This is a genomic window from Enterobacter sp. Li2LvB3, from assembly GCF_056156645.1.
Genome location: NZ_JBSICG010000020.1, coordinates 22,517 through 45,538, shown reverse-complemented (window position 1 = coordinate 45,538; position 23,022 = coordinate 22,517). Strand labels below are relative to the sequence as shown.

Genomic DNA, 23,022 nt, shown 5'->3' with positions numbered 1-23,022 from the left:
CATGCAAAACGCATTTAAAACCGCGCTGAAAGCCGGAAAGCCGCAAATCGGCCTGTGGCTGGGGCTGACCAGCAGCTACAGCGCAGAGCTGCTGGCAGGCGCGGGTTTCGACTGGCTGCTGATCGACGGCGAACACGCGCCAAACAACGTGCAAACCGTCTTAACACAGTTACAGGCGATTGCGCCTTACGCCAGCCAGCCGGTGGTGCGCCCGTCCTGGAACGATCCGGTGCAGATCAAACAGCTGCTGGATGTGGGCGCGCAAACCCTGCTGGTGCCAATGGTACAAAATGCCGACGAAGCCCGTCTGGCGGTGAGCGCCACCCGTTATCCCCCTGCGGGGATCCGCGGGGTTGGCAGTGCGCTGGCCCGCGCGTCGCGCTGGAACCGTATTCCTGATTACCTGCAGCAGGCGAACGATGCCATGTGCGTGCTGGTGCAGATAGAAACCCTAAGAGCGCTGAAAAACCTGCCGCAGATCCTGGATGTCGAAGGGGTCGACGGGGTGTTTATCGGCCCGGCGGATCTCAGCGCCGACATGGGTTTTGCCGGTAATCCGCAGCACCCGGATGTGCAGGCCGCCATCGAACAGGCCATCGGGCAGATCCTGAGCGCAGGTAAAGCGCCCGGTATCCTGATGGCTAACGAAACGCTGGCAAAACGCTATCTCGAACTCGGTGCGCTGTTTGTCGCCGTGGGTGTGGATACCACCCTGCTGGCCCGTAGCGCCGAAGCGCTGGCAGCCCGTTTTATCGAAAAACCGGTTACATCAGTCAATAACAATAAATCCGTCTACTGAACGGACGATGTGGAGCGCACCATGACGACCTCTACCCTGCAAGATAATAAAGCTGTAGAACATCGCGTGATTAACAAGCTGTTCCGTCGTTTGATCGTGTTTCTCTTTATCCTGTTTGTCTTCTCGTTTCTTGACCGCATTAACATTGGCTTTGCCGGGCTGACGATGGGCAAAGATCTGGGCCTGACCTCCACCATGTTTGGCCTGGCGGCAACGCTGTTTTACGTCACCTACGTGCTGTGCGGGATCCCAAGCAACATCATGCTGGCGAGGATCGGCGCGCGCCGCTGGATCGCCGGGATCATGGTGGTGTGGGGCATTGCGTCTACCTGTACGATGTTCGCCACCAGCCCGCAGACGCTCTACGTACTGCGAATGCTGGTCGGCATTGCCGAAGCCGGTTTCCTGCCGGGGATCCTGGTGTATCTCACCTGGTGGTTCCCCGCCTATCACCGCGCCCGCGCCAACGCGCTATTTATGATTGCCATGCCGGTGACCATGATGCTCGGCTCGATCCTCTCGGGTTATATTCTGGCGCTGGACGGCCTGTGGAACCTGAAAGGCTGGCAGTGGCTGTTCCTTCTGGAAGGGTTGCCGTCAGTGGTGCTCGGCGTCGTGACCTGGTTTTTCCTTAACGACACGCCAGATCAGGCCACCTGGCTTGATGATGAAGAAAAACAGACGCTGAAATCGATGATTGCCCGCGAGCAGGAGCACGCGATTGCAAACGCCACCACCCCGCGCTCGACGCTGCGTGAAGTGCTGACCCCGGCGGTACTGCTCTACACGCTGGCCTATTTCTGCCTGACCAACACACTGAGTGCGATCAACATCTGGACGCCGCAGATCCTGCAAAGCTTTAACAGCCACAGCAGCAATATCGTGATTGGCCTGCTGGCGGCGATCCCGCAGTTTTGTACCATCCTTGGGATGATCTGGTGGAGCCGCCGCTCCGACAGGCTGAAAGAGCGAAAAAAGCACACCATCCTGCCGTATCTGTTCGCGGCGGCGGGATGGATGCTGGCCTCGGCGACCGACCACAGCCTGATCCAGCTGCTTGGCATCATCATGGCCTCAACCGGATCCTTTACCGCTATGGCGATATTCTGGACCACACCGGATCAGGTTATTAGCCTGCAATCCCGCGCGGTGGCACTGGCGGTGATCAACGCCATCGGGAATGTGGGTTCGGCCGTCAGCCCGCTGTTGATCGGCATCTTGCGCGATACAACCGGCAGCTTTAGCTCAGGGCTGTGGTTTGTGGCCGGGCTGCTGGTGGTGGGCGCGCTGGTGCTGACGCGTATCCCGATGACCCAGCGGGAAAGCCGTGAAAATGTGCCAGGCATGGCGGCGCAGAAGATCCACTAAGGAGCGGTTATGTGCCAAAGCCCGATAGCGAATATCGATATCAGCAAAGAGTACGACGAAAGTCTGGGCACCGACGATGTGCACTATCAGTCGTTTGCCCGCATGGCGGCCTTTTTTGGCCGCGATATGCAGGCGCATCGCCACGACCAGTTCTTTCAGATGCACTTTCTGGATACCGGGCAGATTGAGCTTCAGCTCGACGATCATCGCTATTCGGTACAGGCTCCGCTGTTTGTGCTCACGCCACCGTCGGTACCGCACGCGTTTATCACTGAATCCGACAGCGACGGGCATGTGCTGACGGTACGCGAAGATCTGGTCTGGCCCCTGCTTGAAGTGCTCTACCCCGGCACGCGGGAAGCGTTCGGCCTGCCGGGGATCTGCCTGTCCCTGGCCGACAAACCGGACGAGCTGGCGGCGCTGAAACATTACTGGCGGCTGATCGAACGCGAATCCACGGAACAACTGCCCGGACGCGAACATACGCTGGTACTTTTAGCCCAGGCGGTGTTCACTCTGCTGCTGCGCAACGCGAAGCTCGACGACCACGCGGCCAGCGGGATGCGCGGCGAGCTGAAGCTGTTCCAGCGTTTTAACCAGATGATCGACACCCACTACCACCAGCACTGGACGGTGCCGGACTACGCCTGCGAACTGCATCTCACCGAATCCCGCCTGACCGATATCTGCCGCCGCTTCGCCAACCGCCCGCCGAAACGGCTGATCTTCGACCGGCAACTGCGCGAAGCCAAACGGCTGCTGCTTTTTTCCGATAACGCGGTGAACGAGATTGCCTGGCAGCTGGGGTTTAAAGATCCGGCCTATTTCGCCCGATTTTTTAATCGCTTAGTGGGATGTTCACCCAGCACGTACCGGGCGCAGAAAGTACCGGTTTCCCCTGTTCCCCTCACCCCTGCCCTCTCCCAAAGGGAGAGGGAGTAACCGTCCCCTCTCCCTTTGGGAGAGGGTTAGGGTGAGGGAAATCACACTCTGCGATCTCTCGCGAAAAGTACCCGCCGTTGTCCCAAACGTCCCTTCACGTTCCGCCCCTCTCAGGCTTCAATTAAACAACAAAAACAAAACACAAATTTAACAAACCCTATTCCGATACGAGGTCCCTATGAAGCCTGAAGATTTCCGCGCTGATGCCAAACGTCCATTAACCGGCGAAGAGTATTTAAAAAGCCTCCAGGACGGCCGTGAGATTTATATCTACGGCGAACGCGTCAAAGACGTCACCACCCATCCGGCGTTTCGTAATGCGGCGGCATCCATCGCGCAGATGTACGACGCCCTGCACAAACCGGACATGCAGGACACGCTGTGCTGGGGCACCGACACTGGCAGCGGCGGCTATACCCATAAGTTCTTCCGCGTGGCGAAAAGCGCCGACGACCTGCGCCAGCAACGCGACGCCATCGCCGAGTGGTCGCGCCTGAGCTACGGCTGGATGGGACGCACACCGGATTACAAAGCTGCGTTTGGCTGCGCGCTTGGCGCTAACCCGGCCTTCTACGGCCAGTTCGAACAGAACGCCCGCAACTGGTACACCCGCATTCAGGAAACTGGCCTGTACTTCAACCATGCGATTGTTAACCCGCCGATCGATCGCCACAAACCGGCGGACGAGGTGAAAGACGTCTACATCAAGCTGGAAAAAGAGACCGACGCCGGGATCATCGTCAGCGGCGCGAAAGTGGTGGCAACCAACTCGGCGCTGACCCACTACAACATGATTGGCTTTGGCTCTGCGCAGGTGATGGGGGAAAACCCGGACTTCGCGCTGATGTTCGTCGCCCCGATGGATGCCGAAGGCGTGAAGCTTATCTCGCGCGCTTCTTACGAGATGGTGGCCGGGGCCACCGGCTCCCCTTACGATTACCCGCTCTCCAGCCGTTTCGACGAGAACGACGCCATTCTGGTGATGGACAATGTGCTGATCCCGTGGGAAAACGTGCTCATCTATCGCGATTTCGACCGTTGCCGTCGCTGGACCATGGAAGGCGGTTTTGCCCGCATGTATCCGCTGCAAGCCTGCGTGCGTCTGGCGGTGAAACTCGACTTTATCACTGCTCTGCTGAAGAAATCGCTGGAGTGCACCGGGACGCTGGAGTTCCGCGGCGTGCAGGCAGACCTGGGCGAAGTGGTGGCCTGGCGTAATATGTTCTGGGCACTGAGCGACTCCATGTGTTCAGAAGCGACTCCGTGGGTGAACGGCGCATATCTGCCGGATCATGCCGCGCTGCAAACCTATCGCGTCATGGCGCCAATGGCCTATGCGAAGATCAAAAACATCATCGAGCGTAACGTTACCAGCGGGCTTATCTATCTGCCCTCCAGCGCCCGCGACCTGAACAACCCGCAAATCGACAAGTATCTGGCGAAGTACGTGCGTGGCTCCAACGGTATGGATCACGTTGAACGCATCAAGATTTTAAAACTGATGTGGGATGCCATCGGCAGCGAGTTTGGCGGCCGTCATGAGCTGTATGAGATCAACTACTCCGGCAGCCAGGATGAAATTCGCCTGCAATGCCTGCGTCAGGCGCAAAGCTCCGGCAACATGGACAAAATGATGGCGATGGTCGACCGCTGCATGTCTGAGTATGACCAGCACGGCTGGACGGTACCGCACCTGCACAACAACACCGATATCAACATGCTGGACAAGCTGCTGAAATAACGCAGCGGGAGGTTTCAATGCAATCAGATGAACAACGCCTGCGTTTTCGCGACGCAATGGCCAGCCTGTCGGCCGCGGTCAATATTGTCACCACCGAAGGCGATGCCGGCCGCTGCGGCATTACCGCTACCGCCGTCTGTTCCGTCACGGACACACCACCGTCGTTGATGGTATGCATCAACGCCAACAGCGCCATGAATCCGGTTTTTCAGGGCAACGGCAGACTGTGCGTTAACGTGCTGAACCACGAGCAGGAGATCATGGCTCGCCACTTCGCCGGAATGACCGGCATGGTGATGGAAGAGCGTTTTAATCTTTCCTGCTGGCAGAAAGGCCCGCTGGCACAGCCAGTGCTTAAAGGTGCGCTGGCAAGCCTTGAAGGAGAGATAAGCCAGGTGCAGACCATTGGTACACATCTGGTCTATCTGGTTGAAATTAAAAATATCACCCTTAGCCAGGAGGGCCACGGCCTGATCTATTTTAAACGTCGTTTCCACCCGGTAATGACGGAGATGGACGCTGTCATCTGACCCCTCTACGCGCTGGCTATCCCCCGGCCAGCGCGGCTTCCCGCAAAAAATATTAAGGTTTCCGCTAAATCACGCCGTTATATAACCATAAGAGAAATTTACTGCGCCTGAATACTGACATCCCGTGTCAGTGCCGTCCGCATAATTCAGCGTAAATCCATTAAATTAACAGGAATACCTTATGGCTAATGCGACGCGGAGCCGCTCGGCTGAACGTCTGGTCGATATTCTGGTAGAGCTACATTTAAACGGTGTGGTAAACCGAAGTGCGCTGATGGATAAATTTAAAATTACTGAGCGCACCGTGTATCGTGATTTGAATGCACTCTCACCCATTGTTGAGCACACCGGTAATGGGCAATATCGACTGATCCACTCCCCGCAAGCGCCCTCCGGGCAGGGGCTGCACCACACCATTGCTAACTTCCTGAATGCTGATAATTTTTTTCCTGAGCGAAATGCTGATTTTTGGCAACAGCTCGAAACCCGCGTGGATGACAATCATATTCTCATTTTGGGCAACAATGCAGAACATACCGTGAAAACGGATATTCGTCGCCATTTACCCAATATTGAGAAATCGATTAAAAATTGTAATGTTTGCCAGATCGTTTATAAAGGTAAAACACGTCAAATTAACCCCTACAAACTCATTAACAAAAAGAATATATGGTATTTACAAGCCACCGAAAATAGCCGACTGAAATCCTTTTCGCTAAGCCAGATAAGCTGGTTTGATATTCAGAACGTCACATTTACCCCTGAAGAAAGCACCCTTGCACTGCTGGAAAAAAACCCTGGCCCCTGGGTATCGGAAAATACTTTCGAGGTGAAAATATTCATAAACAATAATATTTCACACTACTTCAGACGCCGGAATTTACTGCCAGAACAGGAGCTGATTGCCGAACAACACAGCGGCACAACGCTTCGTTGCAAGGCTGCGCACGAGAATCAGATCCTGCCGCTGATTTTCTACTGGCTGCCCGACATTCGGGTGTTGGAGCCGCAATGGCTGAAAGATAAGCTTCTGGATACGCTGGAAGGCTACCTGACCCAGGAGCCAGAGACGCTAACGTAGTGATCTGAATCACATAATTTTTACCGCCTGCGGCGAGTCTGAACCACTCGCCCGCATCTTTGACCGCTTACCCACGACTTACAACCACTCGCCCATTTACCTTCCTTTACATGTGTAACGATCTGGCACGATCCCACCAGCATTAATCAATACCTCCACACAACGAACCCTGACCCTTTTTTCTTTACATAAAAAACCAGGTCTATTATGGATACTAAAAAACTACTGAAGCACGTGCCCTGGGCCTTACTCGGGATCCTCGGCGCTTTCTGTCTGGCGGTTGTCGCATTACGCCGGGGCGAACACGTAAGCGCCCTGTGGATCGTGGTCGCGTCTGTTTCCGTCTACCTTGTGGCTTATCGCTACTACAGTCTTTATATCGCGCAAAAGGTCATGAAGCTTGACCCGACGCGTTCCACGCCGGCGGTCATCAACAATGACGGCCTGAACTACGTGCCAACCAACCGCTACGTGCTGTTTGGCCACCACTTTGCCGCGATTGCGGGTGCAGGTCCGCTGGTCGGCCCGGTACTGGCGGCACAGATGGGTTACCTGCCAGGTACCCTGTGGCTGCTCGCAGGCGTGGTGCTGGCGGGTGCAGTGCAGGACTTTATGGTGCTGTTTATCTCTTCTCGCCGTAACGGTGCCTCTCTGGGTGAGATGGTCAAAGAAGAGATGGGCCGCGTGCCGGGGACTATCGCCCTGTTCGGCTGCTTCCTGATTATGATCATCATCCTTGCGGTGCTGGCGTTAATCGTGGTGAAAGCACTGGCCGAAAGCCCGTGGGGTGTCTTCACCGTCTGCTCTACCGTGCCGATTGCGCTGTTCATGGGTATCTACATGCGCTTCCTGCGCCCAGGACGTGTGGGCGAAGTGTCGGTGATTGGTATTGTGCTGTTGGTGGCGTCCATCTACTTCGGTGGCGTGATTGCACACGACCCGTACTGGGGCCCGGCGCTGACCTTCAAGGACACCACCATCACCTTCGCGCTGATCGGTTATGCGTTCGTCTCAGCCCTGCTGCCGGTCTGGTTGATTCTGGCACCGCGTGACTACCTGGCGACCTTCCTGAAAATCGGCGTGATCGTCGGTCTGGCGATCGGTATCCTGGTGATTAACCCGGATCTGAAAATGCCAGCAGTAACGCAGTACATCGACGGTACTGGCCCACTGTGGAAAGGCGCACTGTTCCCATTCCTGTTCATCACCATCGCCTGTGGCGCTGTATCTGGCTTCCACGCGCTGATTGCCTCCGGTACCACACCGAAGCTGCTGGCGAACGAGAAAGACGCGCGTCTGATCGGCTACGGTGCCATGTTGATGGAATCCTTCGTGGCGATCATGGCTCTGGTGGCAGCGTCCATTATTGAGCCAGGCCTGTACTTCGCGATGAATACTCCACCAGCCGGTCTGGGCATCACCATGCCAAACCTGCACGAGATGGGCGGTGACAACGCGGCGCTGATCATGGCGCAGCTGAAAGATGCGAGCGCACACGCTGCGGCAACCGTCAGCTCCTGGGGCTTTGTGATTTCACCTGAGCAGATCATGCAGACGGCGAAGGACATTGGCGAACCGTCGGTTCTGAACCGTGCGGGTGGCGCACCGACGCTGGCTGTGGGTATCGCCCACGTGTTCCACAAAGTGCTGCCGTGGGCGGACATGGGCTTCTGGTACCACTTCGGTATTCTGTTTGAAGCGCTGTTCATCCTGACTGCACTGGACGCCGGTACCCGTGCTGGCCGCTTTATGCTGCAAGACTTGCTCGGCAACTTCGTGCCGTTCCTGAAGAAAACCGACTCTCTGGTGGCAGGCGTGCTGGGTACTGCGGGCTGTGTTGGTCTGTGGGGTTACCTGCTGTATCAGGGCGTTGTCGACCCGCTGGGCGGCGTGAAGAGCCTGTGGCCGCTGTTCGGTATCTCTAACCAGATGCTGGCGGCTGTTGCCCTGGTGCTGGGTACCGTTGTCCTGGTGAAAATGAAACGCACCAAATACATCTGGGTGACTGTGGTACCTGCGCTGTGGCTGCTGCTCTGCACCACCTGGGCGCTTGGCCTGAAACTGTTCAGCGCCAACCCGCAGCTGGAAGGCTTCTTCTTCATGGCTAACCAGTACAAAGCGAAGATTGCCGCAGGCGGCGCGGACCTGACCGCGCAGCAGATTGCCAACATGAACCATATCGTGGTGAATAACTACACCAACGCAGGCCTGAGTATTCTGTTCCTGGTGGTGGTGTACAGCATTATCTTCTACGGCATCAAAACCTGGATGAATGTGCGTAACGCGAGTGGTCGTACGGATAAAGAAACCCCGTATGTACCGGTTCCTGAAGGTGGCGTGAAGACTTCTTCACACCATTAATCCGCAATCCTCCCCCCTCTCCCTTTAGGAGAGGGTTGGGGTGAGGGGAAACAACGCCCGGCGGCCCCCTCGTCGGGCTTTTTCTATCTGGAAACCACAATGTTTGGTAATTTAGGCGAAGCGAAAAAATACCTTGGTCAGGCGGCGAAAATGCTGATTGGCATCCCGGACTATGACAACTACGTTGAGCATATGAAGACCAATCACCCGGATAAGCCGTACATGACCTACACCGAATTCTTCCGCGAGCGTCAGGAAGCACGCTACGGCGGAAGTGGAGAAGGCGGCGTACGCTGCTGCTAAAGGAGAGACCATGACCCCGATTGCCGTCACCCTGCTGACCGGTTTTCTCGGCGCAGGTAAAACCACCCTGCTGCGCCATATTCTGAACGAACAGCACGGCTTCAAAATCGCCGTCATCGAAAACGAATTCGGCGAAGTCTCGGTAGACGACCAGCTGATTGGCGATCGCGCCACGCAGATCAAAACCCTGACCAACGGCTGCATCTGCTGTACCCGCTCTAATGAATTAGAAGACGCTCTTCTCGATTTGCTCGACAGCCGGGATCGCGGGGAGATCGACTTCGACCGCCTGGTGATTGAATGCACCGGCATGGCCGATCCCGGCCCGATTATTCAGACCTTTTTCTCTCATGAAATCCTCTGCCAGCGCTACCTGCTGGACGGCGTGATTGCGCTGGTTGATGCGGTACACGCCGACGAACAGATGAACCAGTTCACCATCGCCCAGTCTCAGGTGGGCTACGCCGACCGCATCCTGCTGACCAAAACCGATGTGGCGGGCGACAGCGAAAAGCTGCGCGAACGCCTGGCACGCATTAACTCACGTGCACCGGTTTATACCGTGACCCACGGCGATATCGACCTGTCTCAGCTGTTCAACACCAACGGTTTTATGCTGGAAGAGAACGTCACCTCGAAGCCGCGCTTTCACTTTATGGCCGACAAGCAAAACGATGTGTCGTCGATTGTGGTCGAGCTGGATTACCCGGTGGATATCAGCGACGTGTCCCGCGTAATGGAAAACCTGCTGCTGTCATTCGCCGATAAGCTGCTGCGCTACAAAGGGATGTTGTGGATAGACGGCGAGCCAAACCGCCTGCTGTTCCAGGGCGTGCAGCGCCTGTACAGCGCCGACTGGGACAGACCCTGGGGTGATGAAGCACCACGGAGCGTGATGGTGTTTATTGGCCTGGCGCTGCCGGAAGATGAGATCCGGGCGGCGTTTGCGGGGTTACGTAAGTAGCGCCCCATCCCGTTAATCCTCTCCTCGAAGAAAAGGGTTAACGGGAGCGTCTATAAGCGCCGAACTGCGTATAAATTAAACATTAAAATGTAAATTTAGGTATTCATCCATAACGACAGAAACATTATTGGAAATTATAAGAAGCGCAATTAATTCATACCAAACCAATATCCCTTGCCTGTTCAACGTCTGTTTAGATAGAAAATTAAACTTTTTCTAAACTCCAAAACAATACGTATTGACGCCGCGGTAAACCAACCTTTAACCAACACTAAAAGATAAATCCATTAACAAAATAAGCATAAAATTGCGAACCACCTCACATTTGCAGTCATAAACATCGCTTGTTAAGGTGTCCTCAGATTAATTTGATGACGAGGAAACACTCATGAAAAAGCTTAACGTTCTTATCCTTTCTGCTCTGACTGTTGTGTCGGGTTCCGCACTGGCAATGGGCGGGAGTATTGAGCAGGGTAAAAACTTCACTAACCTGAATGTTGAAATGGGCAAATCGACCTCTGGTTTATACACCGAAGGTAGCTGGCTGAAAAATACCGATGACGGCACCACGACCGGTGGCGTGGGTGCAGGCTACAATTTCGAAGTTGGCCCGGTGATGCTGAACGCAGGTGCGAAAGCCCTCTACGTTGGCCCGAAAAAAGGCGATAACGGCGTGGCCTTCCCTATCGGTGGTGGCGTGAGCGTTGCCCTGACCGACAGCATTAATGTGTTTGGTGAAGGCTATGTGGCACCAGACGGCCTGAACAACAGCGTGAAAAACTACGTAGAAGCAAACGGCGGCGTGAGCTGGACCCCAATCAAACCTGTGACCCTGAAAGTGGGTTACCGCCACGTGAGCGTTGATGGCAAAGACGGTCGTCCAAACCACACTCTGATCGACGGTGCCTATGTTGGCGGCGGCGTGAGCTTCTAAGTCTTCTTGGGTTCAAAAAAACCTGCCAGATGGCAGGTTTTTTATTAACGCTCGTCCAGCCAATTATTGATACGATTAATGTTAAATGTGACATAAAACAAATCGCTTTCTCGCCATCCTGATCTCCGACTCTGCATTCAGCTGTGCTATAAAAAATAAAACGAAGTCAGGACAGACCAATGACAACACCGCGCCATATTCACCAGACCTTTTCCCGGCAACCGGGTGTAGAGCTGCGCAGCACATGGCACAGTAGGCAGGCATATAAACGCCACAGCCATGTTCAGCTCTCAGTCGGCGCCATTGTGGAAGGGAAGACGCACTGCGTATGTAATGGACAAGAGTACCTTCTGGAGGCTGGCGACATCGTGGTGATCCCGGCCTACGTACCACACAGCTGTAACCCAGTGGCAGATCAACCGCGCAGCTACCATATGCTCTATATCGACACCGATTTGCCTCTCGCGCTGCAGGTTATCCGCGATGAATCACTGTTTGCGCATTATCTTGATATTGTTGAAAATATGACGCCCTCTGCGCTTAATGCACTGCTTTCTGCTCTCCCCCAGTGCGACGAAGACAAACACGTACTGCGACCCACCAGCCAGTTACTCCAGCAGGCGTTGCTGTCTGACCTTGCCACCCCGCCCTCGCTGGACGTACTGGCGCAGCAATTTTCCTTGCGTAAAGAGACGTTGATCCGCTCTTTTAAGCAAGATACTGGCTTAACGCCGGGCAGTTTTCTCAACATCTCACGCGTGGAGTACGCCAAAGCGAGGCTGCGTGCCGGAGATGATATTGCAGACGTTGGCTACCAGAGCGGTTTTGCCGATCAGAGCCATTTCCACAAAACCTTCGTGAGTTATACGGCGGCCACACCTCGCCAGTACGCAACGGGCCGATCAATATCAGACAATAAATAGGTTCTGGGTAGCCGTAACCTGACCTCTGTTTTTATGATGAGGTCACTATGGAGCTGTTCTTCCCCTCCGCATTTCTCGCCCTGGCGCTGGCACATTTTGTCGCCCTGTTAAGCCCGGGGCCGGATTTTTTCCTGTTGGTAGGCTACGCCGCACGCTACCGCCTGCGCGGAAGCGCCGGGCTGTGCATAGGGATTGCCGCAGGCAACGGGCTGTATATTTTGCTGGTGGTTGTGGGATGGAGCGCGCTGCGCCAGTTTACGTGGCTGTTTACGCTTATCGAGCTTTGCGGAGCGCTGTACCTGCTGTGGATCGGTTCGCAGCTGGTGCGCAGCACACCGCAGCCGCTTTCGCTAACAGAAACAAACCCGCACATCCCCACATGGCGCAAACAGATCCTGCTCGGGCTTGGCTCCGCCTTGCTGAACCCGAAAAATGCCCTGTTCTACCTGGCGTTAATGACGGCGTTGCTGGGGCCGGACGTAACTTTGCTACAGCAATCGGTGAGCGGCATCTGGATGGTGATGGTTGTGCTGGTGTGGGACTTAGCCGTGGTGTCACTGATCGGGCTTCCCGCCGTGCAGGAGAGGTTAAGCCACTCAGTCTGGATTATTGAGCGTACGGCAGGTGGAGTGCTGATGGTATTTGGCGGGTGGGTGCTGTGGCGGTTACTGGGAAGCACCTTCTGAGCGAATGGGCAGCCATTGGCGCTGCCCGTTAAGCGCTATTTTTTGTTCTGATCGCGCAGCATCGCCTCGCGTAAAATAGCATTGAGTCGCGTCTGATACCCTTTTCCCGGGCGTTTAAGCCATTCCATAACATCTGCATCGATACGCACAGACGCCTGGGTTTTTAACGGTCGATAGAACTTGCCGCGCACCGCGTCGTTCCACAGCGCCCCATCCGTTGCCGGAATATCGCTATAGTCAATTTCCGTGTCGGGTTTTTCCGCTAACGCGTGAAGTTCGGCCTCGCGATGAACGCTAACTTCAGCAGCACTACCGCGTTTATGTTTAACAATGCTCATAACGGCTCCTTTCTTTACGGTCTGCCTTACGTGCGCTGATGATACGAATGATTTCATTCCCGCTTTCAAAACGGATCGTGTGCGCAACCAGAATAACAATGATGCCATGCACAAGTCCGATTGTTTGCCAGCGAAACTCGCCGTTCTCATAACGCTCCTGTACAGACAAATGGCAGGGATCGTCAAAAACCAAAACCGCCTCTTCAAAACGGATCCCGTGCTTTTGCAGGTTGCTTTTCGCCTTGCTGCTATTCCATTCAAACTCCGTAGGCATAGTGTACCCTTCCCTGATTGTATATACAAAAAAGAATATACAAAACGATGGAAAATTAAACGAAACTTCCCTCGGTACACTCCCGTTCCTGAAGCCGTATTCCAGAATCGCAAATAAGATGATGTTTCACCCACTTTGCATCTTCCCCCCGCTTGCCTCTATCCTTACCCCATGGAAAAACAGACTGAACTCAAGCGCGCCAAGCTGCTGGCGCTGTCGCTGCTGCTGATTGCCGGCGCAGCATTTATCACAACGCTCCTCCTGCCTCAGACCCTCTGGGTGCGGGGTGTGAAGGCCATTGCCGAGGCGGCAATGGTTGGCGCGCTGGCGGACTGGTTTGCGGTGGTCGCACTGTTTCGCCGCGTGCCGGTCCCGTTTATCTCGCGCCATACGGCGATTATTCCGCGCAATAAAGACCGGATCGGCGACAATCTCGGCCTGTTCGTACAGGAGAAGTTTCTCGATACGCAGTCCCTGGTGGCGCTGATCCGCCGCTATGAACCGGCCAAAATGATTGGCGGCTGGTTCAGCCAGCCCGACAACGCCAGGCGCGTGGGGCAGCATCTGATTCAGGTGATGAGCGGGTTCCTCGAACTCACCGACGACGGACGCATCCAGCGCCTGCTAAAGCGCGCCGTACATAAGGCCATCGATAAGGTGGATTTCACCGAAACCAGCGCCGTCATCCTCGAAAGCATGACCAGAAACAACCGCCATCAGGTGCTGCTGGACGCCATCATCAATAGGCTGATTACGCTGATTCAGCGTGAAAGTTCACGGGAATTTATCGCCACACAGGTTGTTCACTGGCTTGAGACGGAACACCCGCGCAAAGCGATGGTGTTGCCAACCGAATGGCTGGGGGAGCAGAGCGCAGAGATGATCTCTAACGCGGTGAATACCCTGCTGGACGATATCAGCCACGATCGTACCCACCAGATCCGCCAGGCGTTCGACAGGGCCACGCTAAAGCTTATCGACAACCTGAAAAACGATCCGGAGATGGCCGCCAGAGCCGGTAACATCAAGCATTACCTGAAAAATGACGAGGCGTTTAACCGTTATCTTGGGGAGATGTGGGCCGACCTGCGCCAGTGGCTGAAGACAGATATGCAAAGCGAAGACTCACGCGTGAAGCAACGCATCGCCAACGCCGGGCTGTGGTTTGGCGAAACGCTGATGGCGGATGCCAGCTTGCAGGCTTCGCTTAACGAGCATCTGGAACAGGCGGCACACCGTGTTGCGCCGGACTTTGCTGCGTTCCTCACCCGCCACATCAGCGACACGGTAAAAAGCTGGGACGCCGAAGATATGTCACGCCAGATAGAGCTGAATATCGGCAAAGATTTGCAGTTTATCCGCGTCAACGGCACGCTGGTAGGCGGGACCATTGGTTTAATTCTGTTTTTGCTCTCGCAAATCCCGACGGTACTGCATCTATAAAAGTGGGGCATTACGCCCCGGTTTTCTCTTCCAGCCAGCCGCCCTGCTCCATCTCCAGCAACAGCAGCATCGTCAGCGCCTGCGCGTAAGGCACCGGCGCCATCGCGATATCGCAGTAGTACTGAATATCCCAGCCGAGCATCGTACCGCGTGAGGCTTCGAGCACCAGTCCGCCGTCGTCGATCCGCGCGATCACCGCCTCAAACGCCCGCAGGGCAGAGCGGCTAACGGACTCATCGAGGATCCCCATGCGCACCGCGCGCAGCATCCCGTAGGCGATCCCCGCGGTCGCGGACGATTCCTGCGGGGAAAGCGGATCGTCCAGCACCGTGTGCCACATGCCGTTATCAGCCTGCAACGCGCAAAGCGTGCGTACCTGCCGCGCCACCACCTGCGACAAATACCGGCGCACGCTGGCATCGAGATGCTCGCCCATCAGGGCAATAAATTCCGGGATGGCAACGGTTATCCACGCGTTGCCACGTGCCCAGAACGCGCCCGCGAAGTGGTGTTTATCCACAAACGTCCAGCCGTGATACCAGAGCCCTGTCACCGGATCGCTGAGATATCGCGTGTGCAGCAAAAACTGGTATCCCGCTTCGTCGATCAAGTCACGTCTTTTGAGCACAATGCCCGCCACGCCGAGAAACAGGCAGGTCATAAACAGCGTGTCGTCCCACAGCTGCCCGGTGTTGGGTTGTTCCTTCACTACATGCTGAAAACCACCCTCTTCGGTTCTGGGCAGGTCGCGCAGCAGGGCATCCGCCCAGTCATTGACCGTTGCCAGCAGATCCTGGCGCTGATGATGCCCGGCCACCAGCGCCAGGGCAATCATCGGTGCCGTGGTATTGATCTGCATCTCCGGCAGGCCTTTGCCGATTTGGGTTTCATACCATTCGAGGATCGACTGTTGCAGGGCGGCATCGTTCTGGAAATCGGCAAAGCGCCAGAAACCGTACAGCCCCACGCCGACTTCCCACTCCCACTCTTCAAAATGGATTGCAAAGCCGTCACTCACGCCCACTTCATCAAGATTTTTCAGGCGACAAAAACCACGCACCACGCGCTCCTGGGTGCTCATTAGCTGTTCTTTATTCATGCGTTGACTCCTTTCAGGCGCATTTCACCCAGCCGCTGCTGTTGATGGCCAAAGCGTGAAGAGGCAATAAAACGTTCGTCAGGGAAAAGCGCCCCGGCCTGCATCTGGGCCGCGTGAAACACAGGCGCGTTTTCACCCCAGAAATCCATCGCATCGCAACCGCGTTCATCGTGCCAGTAGCGATAACCCAGAATGGTTGATTTCACCCTTCGCCACAGCGGCTCCGGGAAATCCTCCTGCCGTGCGTTTTTCCACAGCTGTAAAAGCGTGAGCAGGGAAAATACCGACCCCTCTTCCCGCGCGCTCACCTGTTTTAGCAGACGATACAGCAGCGCCTCGGCTTCGGGGCCGTACTCGCGTTGCGCTATCAGTGCAAGCAGGCGATTGCCGTCAGGCGCAGGCGGTACGGGGTTTGCCGGCAGCGGGTTTCCCGTCACCGGCACGATACCGAGCGCGGGCTCATCAAGATAGACCATGTGCAACGAAAAATCGGTGTCACGCTCAAACAGCTCATCAAGATGGATAAGCAGGCTGTTTTTGCCCTCACGCAGCGCCAGCCGAACGAGCACGTACTGCATCTGATTGCGGGTAAACGGCGTAAAACAGGCAAGCTGTTCGCCCGAACGCCACACCCGCACGCCGCCGCAGGTGCCAAGCCGAAAGGCATATTCACCATCACGCGGCGCGACAATATCGACGCCCAGCCAGCACTGCACGTGAAAAGGCAGGGTGCGAAAACCAGAGAAAGAGACAATACCGCTGTCGCCGCTTTCAGCGATGTGATTGAGAGGCATTGCCTGTGAGGGATCCACACCGCGCCGGGCGTGGGTCTGGCAGAAAATCTGCCGACAAAACGACTCTCCAGGCTGCCCGCTGGCATGATGCAAACGCCCGTCAGCCCCTTCTCCCGTATAAAACTCAGCAAAACGCTCTTCTCTGGCGATGCTGACACGAAAATGCGTTATTGCATCACCCTGAGCCAACCGCCCTTCACCCTGAGACATAGCTTCCTCATATCACGCAGAATCAATACATTACGCAGGTATCATCAGCGAGTTTGATAAGTGTCGCGAGAGGCCAATCACGCAGATTGTCGGGATCTGCCTGGTCACTCACAAAGCGGGAAGGGGTCAGGAATGTCGCGTGATATGCGTCACGCTATTCGCGGGCAGGGAAAGGGGTGATGCGATAAGCGTCACACAAAAATATCCGGTCGGGATTTTTATGTGACGCGCATCAAACTACTTCAGCCCTTTCAGCTCATCGCCAAGGCTGTCGGCCAGGGCACGCACCCGGGAGGCATCGAAAAGCACATGCAGACCCGGGGAAGCCTCCGCGTGTTTCGCACAGTAATCTTCCATTTCGGAGGCACAGCGATACAGTTCCTGAATATTGATTTGGCAAATCTCTCTCATGCTCCAGCTGTTCTCCACCTCACGGGCAAAGCGCAGGGTGAAGAAAGCCTTCTGGGCGTGTAAAAACAGGTGGCAGTAAAGCGCCAGTCCTTGCCACTCTTCCAGCCAGCGCTGTTTAAGCGACCACGGGAACGCGGCGGTTTCAGCAAAACGCAGCGCCTCCTCACGCAGAGCGGCAGACGCCGCCCCCGCATCGTCTTTCTCTTTCGCGATACGTGAAAGGGAGGCCGCAGAAGCCTCAACATCGCTGGCGCTAAAGAAGACATCGCGCTCAGAGCCGGGCAGCCAGTGGTTGCGGTTTAGCTGCCCAAACAGGCTCCACACCGCCTGGCCGTAGCTTTCAGGCACCTGACTGTGGCGATGAAAAACGTGGTCACGCACATAGATGGCCTGATAAAGCACCTGACCGGCCTGCTCAAGTAAGGACTGGAAAGTACCGAGAGTCTGCTCGTCTGGCCGCCATCCGTAGCATTCGTCCAGCCAGTGCGTCAGCAGCTGCGCCTGGGTCTGGTGTGCGCCGTCACTCATCAGCATCTGACTACAGGCCACCAGGTTGCACTCGCTGAGGGTGCCGATAATCCAGTGGTTATCGACCCCTTCCCAGCTGGTTTTGCATACCGCGCCGCGGATAGCCGGGTTACTGCGACACCAAAGCAACCGCCCCTGGAGTTCGTCAATACGCGGGAACGGGAAGATGCCCCAGCCCACCTCTTCGCCTACCAGATCGATTTCCGCCCAGACTTCGCGTTCGCGCACTGCCAGCAGCGCCGGGTTATTGGGGAATGACGGCCAGAACCGTTCCGGGGTCAGCTTGATGGACACGCTCACGCTTTCCGGCAGCGGACGGATGGTCTCCAGCACGTTACCGAGATCGTGATTCCCGGCCGGGAACACGCGCAGCACCAGATGTTTATTCTCGTTTTGCATCGCCCGGGATAGCGCATTGAAACAGCGGCTGTAGAGCGAACAGCTGCGCTCATCGTCGCGTTTCGCGCGGTTTTCATCATCCTGCGCCGACAGTTCCCAGTTTGGGCGTGAAATCGGCAACAGCCCGTCGGTATTGGAGATTGCCACCAGCAGGCCGTTCAGCGAGGGAATGCGCTGGCAAATCAGGGAGACTTTTTCAGAAAGATAAGCGCACCAGAAATCGACATCAAAGCGCACGCCCTGGCCCGCCTCGAACAAATGCGGGTGTGCCAGCAGCAGATCGGTCGGGAAGTTAAACTCCTTCGCCTGAAGGTAAAATCGCAGACCTTTCTGCTGGCACAGCAGCCCCAGGCGGTTGAGATACACGCAGCGGGCGCGCTGCTGGCTTGAGAGACGATCGTTGTAATGGTGCGGGGTGTAACCTTTGGGGGAAACCAGTTTGTCGAACAGGTCGACCTGCCCGACAATCACGGTATTGAACTCATGTGCGACGGCGTAGTCGACCAGCTCGCAGGCCTTTTCCCAGTTCCAGTAAGCCTGATTATTTAGCTCAAGCGCTCGCGTCTGCCACATTCATCCGTTCCTTTTGTCGCCAGATTATCCGGCCGACAGTGATAGCACAGAACGAAATAAATATGTGTGTCAGGTATTGCGGATCACGTATCGCGTTGGTGCAAAACAGTTAAGTATCAAATGCACCAGAAAAACCAGCGTCAGCGTGGCGACCAGCGAAAAGGTCACGGAGGTGATGCGATACAGGTCGCTAAACACCAGGTCGCTGTCCGGGTGCATGTTCTGCCCGAACATAATGCCGATGGTGGTGATACTGGCAAAGCCCACCCCGGCCCCCACTTTCTCCATCACATGCAAACGCGCGCCAAACGCCAGCCCGAGGCCGATAAGCGGCATCATCAGCAACATGTGGCTGCTGTGATCGTAAAGGATGAGCTGCACCACCAGAATATAGAGACAACCCAGCACCACGCCTGCCACACGCCAGATAGAGCTCATGACCGAGCCGCGATAGTGCATCGGGAACAGGATCAAAATCCCGGCCATCAGCGCCGACAGGGAGTCACTCAGGTCGCTAATCTGAAACACCACGAAGATAAGCGTAGCCACGGTGCCGGAGAGCAGCGATTCGTGACGCACGCGGGCATCGTCTTTCTCAATCAGCGGTGGCGGCTTGCGGGGTTCAACGTCCGGCAGCAGATAGTTCATCAGCGCACTCAGACACACTGCCATCACGCTGGCTTCGATGTTGGAAAAGATCAACGTATGCCAGTTGGTTGTCGGGTAGCTCATAAAATTGAGCATTACGCTCTGGCACACCACGCCCATCGAGCCGAACAGGAACAGCGGCCCTTTACTCATAAAGCGAAAACGCATCACGTACAGGGCAAATACCACCAGAGTCATGATCAGCGGCCATTGCGACAAATAGCCGATGATAATCACCATTTCGATGCAGTTTAGCGACGCACTGAAGATAAACTGCTTCGCGACGTGGCGGTTAAACACCGGCACCAGCGACAACAGCATGATGGGATAAACCACAAAAAACACGCCGTAGCTGGTGTTGTAAAAACTTGAGATGCTGAGCGCAACCATCCCGGCAAAGACGATGCGCAGTGTCTGGCGAAAGTCGTTTGCCGTGTAGACGATGTTGCCGTGCGGGGTAAAGACCCTCGCCAGAGTATTAATAGACATAGTGAAGCAGGCTCACAAGGTGGATCTGCATCCCGGAGAAGAAGCGCGCAAACGGGCCTTCGCTATTATAGAGCTGTACGGTGGCACGCGCGCCGGTGGGCAGATGCTTCGGCAGCGTCTCATCCAGCGCCACGTGAATACGCATCCTCTGGGCATCACGTACCCAGCGGTTAGAGGTTTCTGGTTCAGAGAGTTCGCCGTTTACCGCTTCCTGCCCCGCTAAGATCCCCGCATCGCTGCTGACTACGTGGGCGCGGAACACCTGCCCCGGGAAGGCATCGAACACCACGGCAGCGTCCGTTCCCTGATGGGTATGACGCAGGCTTTTTTCCCGGAAATCCGCCACGATATCGGTTTGGTTGTTCACCAGCGCCAGTGCGGCAGAGCCCGACGAGGCATAAAACCCCGGGCTGAGCTGGAGGTTACTTACCGTGCCGTCCGCTTCGGCGTATACCTTCGTCCAGCCAAGGTTCAGCTCGGCTTCATCCAGCGCATTACGGTATTTTTGCAACGTAACGTTGCGGTGCTCATCCCGCTCACCGCGCTGAATACGTAGGTTGCGGATATTGGCATTCAACGAGCTGACGGACTGCTCGCTGCTCTGCCAGGTAGTCCGCACTTTATCCAGATCGGACCGGGAGACGTTTTGTAAGGTGCTGAGTTTCTGATAGCGCTCAAACGTCACTTTATCGTTGCGGGCGGTCAGCTCTGCCGTTTTCAGGCTGGCCTGCGCGGCGCTGATTTGGGCATCCAGCTGGTCGTTAGACAGACGCGCCTGCTCCAGGGCGATTTGCGCCGCTTCAACCTTGTTACGAAACGGCGTGTCATCAAGTTCAAACAGCAGATCGCCTTTCTTCACCTGGCTGTTGTTATGCACATGCACCGCCGCCACATAGCCGGAAACACGCGCCGACACGGGCGTGACCACGCGCATTACGGTGGAGTCTGGCGTCAGCGGGATCCAGATATCCGCGACGATAAAATAGACAAACATCAGCAGGAAAGAGGCAATACTCACCCTTACCCAGCGGGCAAATTTCTGTTCAGGAGTCATGGTTATTCAGTCTTGTTATCTTCTTCGCGGATTGTTCGCAAATTGCAGGCGATTTGATTCAAAGTAGTGCTGAAAATCTCGATATGTTCAGGTGCGATGTTTTGTGAGACGCGGGCCTGAAAGGTTTCTATCACCTGAGTGAGTGTTTTCAGGATAGCCTTGCCCTCAGGTGTCAGCGTCAACAGCCGGATGCGCTTGTCATAAGGCGATGTGGTGCGCAGCAGATAGCCCCGCGTTTCCAGCTGTGTGAGCGTGCGCATCAGCGGCGGCAGTTCAATTCCCTGCACTTCCGCCAGCTCGCTGACAGAGACATTATCCCCCAGTTGCTGAAGCTGCATCATCACCGTCCAGCTCGACTGGGTTAACCCGGTATCGAGGATGGCATCGTCAATCACTGCGCGCCACTGACGCACGATCATTGCCATTCTCATGCCCATGGGCCGCCGGCTAAACAGATCGTCTTCACTCATAGGGGAGTCCTCTCATCTCACAGGAGCAAGATAATAGTTATCAGGGTAAGTATCAAGAAACGAGGGACGAAAGAGCAAGAATTGCGAAAGTGGCGTTCTTCCTCTCCCACCGGGAGAGGGAATGGGTGAGGGCATCAGCCTGCAATAGTGTTTAGTGACTAAAATACTTCCTGACGGCAGCCTTCCTGGATACCGTCACCACCACCTCCCGATACCCCGCCACCCGCTGGATCCAGCCTTTGCTTTCCAGATGCGTAAGTAGTGCCGCGCCGGCTTCTCCGCCCAGATGAAACCGCCGCTCGCTCCAGTCCAGACAGGCGCAGCAGGCCTTGCGACGGGGATGAGCACTTAACAGAATGCCGAGTTTCAGGAACTGCTCCCGGCCATGCAGCGTGAGCGCTGAACCGTCTGCCTCCAGCCAGCCTTCTGCCTGCATAAAATCATAGATCTGTACCGCCACCGTTCCGGCAAGATGGTCGTAACAGGTGCGGGCTTCGCGCATGGCTTTTGGCGCGGTGGTTTCCGGCGGCGTAATGCGGCTCCAGGAAAGCCCCATCATCTGCTCGACCAGCGCTGCCACGTCGTGCCCGGCAAGGCGATAATAGCGATGCCTGCCCTGAGACAAGCAGGTAATCAGCCTTCCTTCCACCAGCCGGGCGAGGTGCCCGCTGGCGGTCGACGGGGCAACATCTGCCGCCGTGCTCAGTTCGGTGGCCGTCCACGCCCGCCCGTCCATCAGTGCACAGAGCATTTTTACCCTCGACGGATCGGCCATTGCCGCCGCCACGGCCGCAATGGCTTGCTCCAGTGCAGCGCTGTTATCGGGGGGTAATTGGGTCTTTAACATAGGCAGCCCAGGGTTCGGTTATCTCTGCGGCCAGCTTATCATTATCCGTCAGCAGAATGAGGTGATTCGCGTGGTCGCTGTACTGGGTAAGGATAGACACACCCTGCACTGCCAGCGCGGAGGCAATCTCGCCCAGTTCCCCCGGGCGCTCCTGTTTTAACTTACGGATTAACGGTTTTGTTACCGCCTGCACCCTGAACCCGGCAGCCAGCAATACGCGCCGGGCTTTATCCCCCTCTTCCACCAGAAAATGTGCGTCAACTCCAAATACCCCGCCGCCCTCCAGCCCCACGCCATTACGCCCGAGCAGTTGCCCGAACCGCGCCAGTTCACCGGGGGCATTCTCGAAAATCACGTGAATGTCATACATCTGCGTGTCCTCCGGTTTCTGAGGAATATTCCCGCACCACCTGCGCCACGCGAATGCGGTAGAAGGCAAAAATAGACGCCCGCCCCTCTGCCTGTGCGGCCAGATGCAACTCGTTGTGCTTCCAGTTGCGGATGGCCTTTTCATCCCGCCACCAGGAAAGGGAGAGGATTTTGCCGTCGGTGGTCAGGCTCTGGAAACGTTCGATATCGATAAATCCGTCGATATCGGCCAGCAGGGGTTTGAGTTCAGCCGCGAGTTGCAGGTAGCGCGCCTGGTGTGCCGGCTCCGCTTTGGCTTCGAAAAGGACTGCGATCATGATGGTCTCTCCGTGTGATGTTAAGGAGAGAATGCAGGGAAGAAGCACGGGATGCTTCGGTGGATGGCGAAGTATTGTTGCCGGAGGGCGCTGGCTCCTGTAGGCCTGGTAAGCACAGCGCCACCGG

The 23,022-nt window shown here is 56.0% G+C and carries 24 protein-coding genes; 13 read left to right on the top strand and 11 right to left on the bottom strand.

What is annotated here, in order from left to right; all coding sequences use genetic code 11:
• Window position 1: 1 nt before the first annotated feature.
• The 12 genes from hpaI to ACS603_RS16490 all read left to right on the top strand — a co-directional run bounded on the left by hpaI (window position 2) and on the right by ACS603_RS16490 (window position 12,632).
• Window positions 2-799, top strand: a complete 798-nt coding sequence (gene hpaI / locus ACS603_RS16545; protein WP_182059451.1) for a 4-hydroxy-2-oxoheptanedioate aldolase — start codon at window positions 2-4, stop codon at window positions 797-799.
• A gap of 21 nt (window positions 800-820) precedes the next feature.
• Window positions 821-2,167, top strand: a complete 1,347-nt coding sequence (gene hpaX / locus ACS603_RS16540) for a 4-hydroxyphenylacetate permease (RefSeq protein WP_182059450.1) — start codon at window positions 821-823, stop codon at window positions 2,165-2,167.
• Between the two features lie 9 nt (window positions 2,168-2,176).
• The gene (hpaA, locus tag ACS603_RS16535; protein ID WP_315687777.1) at window positions 2,177-3,109 is read left to right on the top strand and encodes a 4-hydroxyphenylacetate catabolism regulatory protein HpaA; all 933 of its coding nucleotides are present in this window, start codon (window positions 2,177-2,179) and stop codon (window positions 3,107-3,109) included.
• A gap of 178 nt (window positions 3,110-3,287) precedes the next feature.
• Window positions 3,288-4,850 (top strand): 4-hydroxyphenylacetate 3-monooxygenase, oxygenase component, encoded by a 1,563-nt coding sequence (gene hpaB / locus ACS603_RS16530; RefSeq protein WP_182059448.1) that lies wholly within the window; start codon window positions 3,288-3,290, stop codon window positions 4,848-4,850.
• Between the two features lie 17 nt (window positions 4,851-4,867).
• A complete protein-coding gene (locus ACS603_RS16525) occupies window positions 4,868-5,380 on the top strand; it encodes a 4-hydroxyphenylacetate 3-monooxygenase reductase subunit (RefSeq protein WP_182059447.1) in 513 nt (170 codons plus the stop codon).
• A gap of 181 nt (window positions 5,381-5,561) precedes the next feature.
• Window positions 5,562-6,461, top strand: coding sequence for a helix-turn-helix transcriptional regulator (locus ACS603_RS16520; protein WP_474944595.1), 900 nt, complete (start codon window positions 5,562-5,564; stop codon window positions 6,459-6,461).
• 207 nt (window positions 6,462-6,668) lie between these two features.
• Window positions 6,669-8,822, top strand: coding sequence for a carbon starvation CstA family protein (locus ACS603_RS16515; RefSeq protein WP_182059445.1), 2,154 nt, complete (start codon window positions 6,669-6,671; stop codon window positions 8,820-8,822).
• Window positions 8,823-8,921: 99 nt separating this feature from the next.
• A complete protein-coding gene (locus ACS603_RS16510; protein WP_003856610.1) occupies window positions 8,922-9,125 on the top strand; it encodes a YbdD/YjiX family protein in 204 nt (67 codons plus the stop codon).
• A 10-nt stretch (window positions 9,126-9,135) separates the two neighbouring features.
• A complete protein-coding gene (gene yjiA / locus ACS603_RS16505) occupies window positions 9,136-10,089 on the top strand; it encodes a GTPase (protein ID WP_182059444.1) in 954 nt (317 codons plus the stop codon).
• Window positions 10,090-10,477: 388 nt separating this feature from the next.
• Entirely contained in the window at window positions 10,478-11,023 is a 546-nt protein-coding gene (locus ACS603_RS16500) for a YfaZ family outer membrane protein (RefSeq protein ID WP_182059443.1), read from the top strand.
• 179 nt (window positions 11,024-11,202) lie between these two features.
• On the top strand, window positions 11,203-11,946 hold the full coding sequence (locus ACS603_RS16495; RefSeq protein ID WP_474944594.1) for a helix-turn-helix domain-containing protein: 744 nt from the start codon (window positions 11,203-11,205) through the stop codon (window positions 11,944-11,946).
• Between the two features lie 47 nt (window positions 11,947-11,993).
• Window positions 11,994-12,632 (top strand): LysE family translocator, encoded by a 639-nt coding sequence (locus ACS603_RS16490; RefSeq protein ID WP_474944593.1) that lies wholly within the window; start codon window positions 11,994-11,996, stop codon window positions 12,630-12,632.
• A 35-nt stretch (window positions 12,633-12,667) separates the two neighbouring features.
• Here the strand turns inward: ACS603_RS16490 and ACS603_RS16485 are convergent, their stop codons facing one another.
• Together ACS603_RS16485 and ACS603_RS16480 are read right to left on the bottom strand one after the other, a co-directional pair.
• Window positions 12,668-12,970, bottom strand: a complete 303-nt coding sequence (locus ACS603_RS16485) for a BrnA antitoxin family protein (protein WP_166717775.1) — start codon at window positions 12,968-12,970, stop codon at window positions 12,668-12,670.
• On the bottom strand, window positions 12,957-13,244 hold the full coding sequence (locus ACS603_RS16480; RefSeq protein ID WP_166717774.1) for a BrnT family toxin: 288 nt from the start codon (window positions 13,242-13,244) through the stop codon (window positions 12,957-12,959). The genes ACS603_RS16485 and ACS603_RS16480 overlap by 14 nt, the downstream gene beginning before the upstream one ends.
• A gap of 171 nt (window positions 13,245-13,415) precedes the next feature.
• Here ACS603_RS16480 and ACS603_RS16475 point away from each other — a divergent pair, with 171 nt between their 5' ends.
• Entirely contained in the window at window positions 13,416-14,687 is a 1,272-nt protein-coding gene (locus ACS603_RS16475) for a DUF445 domain-containing protein (RefSeq protein WP_474944592.1), read from the top strand.
• A gap of 10 nt (window positions 14,688-14,697) precedes the next feature.
• On the opposite strand, the gene bglB is transcribed toward ACS603_RS16475, so the two are convergent.
• From bglB to ACS603_RS16430, 9 genes are all read right to left on the bottom strand, one after another.
• Window positions 14,698-15,786, bottom strand: a complete 1,089-nt coding sequence (bglB, locus tag ACS603_RS16470; protein WP_474944591.1) for a beta-galactosidase BglB — start codon at window positions 15,784-15,786, stop codon at window positions 14,698-14,700.
• Window positions 15,783-16,790 (bottom strand): hypothetical protein, encoded by a 1,008-nt coding sequence (locus ACS603_RS16465; protein ID WP_474944590.1) that lies wholly within the window; start codon window positions 16,788-16,790, stop codon window positions 15,783-15,785. The genes bglB and ACS603_RS16465 overlap by 4 nt, the downstream gene beginning before the upstream one ends.
• A 237-nt stretch (window positions 16,791-17,027) precedes the next feature.
• Complete coding sequence (locus ACS603_RS16460) at window positions 17,028-18,701, bottom strand: hypothetical protein (RefSeq protein ID WP_474944589.1); 1,674 nt, start codon at window positions 18,699-18,701, stop codon at window positions 17,028-17,030.
• A gap of 69 nt (window positions 18,702-18,770) precedes the next feature.
• Window positions 18,771-19,838, bottom strand: coding sequence for a DUF2955 domain-containing protein (locus tag ACS603_RS16455; protein WP_182059436.1), 1,068 nt, complete (start codon window positions 19,836-19,838; stop codon window positions 18,771-18,773).
• Entirely contained in the window at window positions 19,828-20,892 is a 1,065-nt protein-coding gene (locus tag ACS603_RS16450) for an HlyD family secretion protein (protein ID WP_315687763.1), read from the bottom strand. Before ACS603_RS16450 ends, ACS603_RS16455 begins: the two co-directional genes overlap by 11 nt.
• Window positions 20,893-20,894: 2 nt before the next feature.
• Window positions 20,895-21,362 carry a MarR family winged helix-turn-helix transcriptional regulator gene (locus tag ACS603_RS16445; protein WP_474944588.1) on the bottom strand — a complete coding sequence of 156 codons (468 nt, stop codon included), beginning with the start codon at window positions 21,360-21,362 and terminating at the stop codon, window positions 20,895-20,897.
• Window positions 21,363-21,513: 151 nt separating this feature from the next.
• Window positions 21,514-22,209, bottom strand: a complete 696-nt coding sequence (locus ACS603_RS16440) for an ArsR/SmtB family transcription factor (protein ID WP_474944587.1) — start codon at window positions 22,207-22,209, stop codon at window positions 21,514-21,516.
• Window positions 22,181-22,579, bottom strand: a complete 399-nt coding sequence (locus tag ACS603_RS16435; RefSeq protein WP_315687761.1) for an amino acid-binding protein — start codon at window positions 22,577-22,579, stop codon at window positions 22,181-22,183. The genes ACS603_RS16440 and ACS603_RS16435 overlap by 29 nt, the downstream gene beginning before the upstream one ends.
• Window positions 22,572-22,895 carry an antibiotic biosynthesis monooxygenase family protein gene (locus ACS603_RS16430; protein WP_182059428.1) on the bottom strand — a complete coding sequence of 108 codons (324 nt, stop codon included), beginning with the start codon at window positions 22,893-22,895 and terminating at the stop codon, window positions 22,572-22,574. The genes ACS603_RS16435 and ACS603_RS16430 overlap by 8 nt, the downstream gene beginning before the upstream one ends.
• Between the last annotated feature and the right edge of the window lie 127 nt (window positions 22,896-23,022).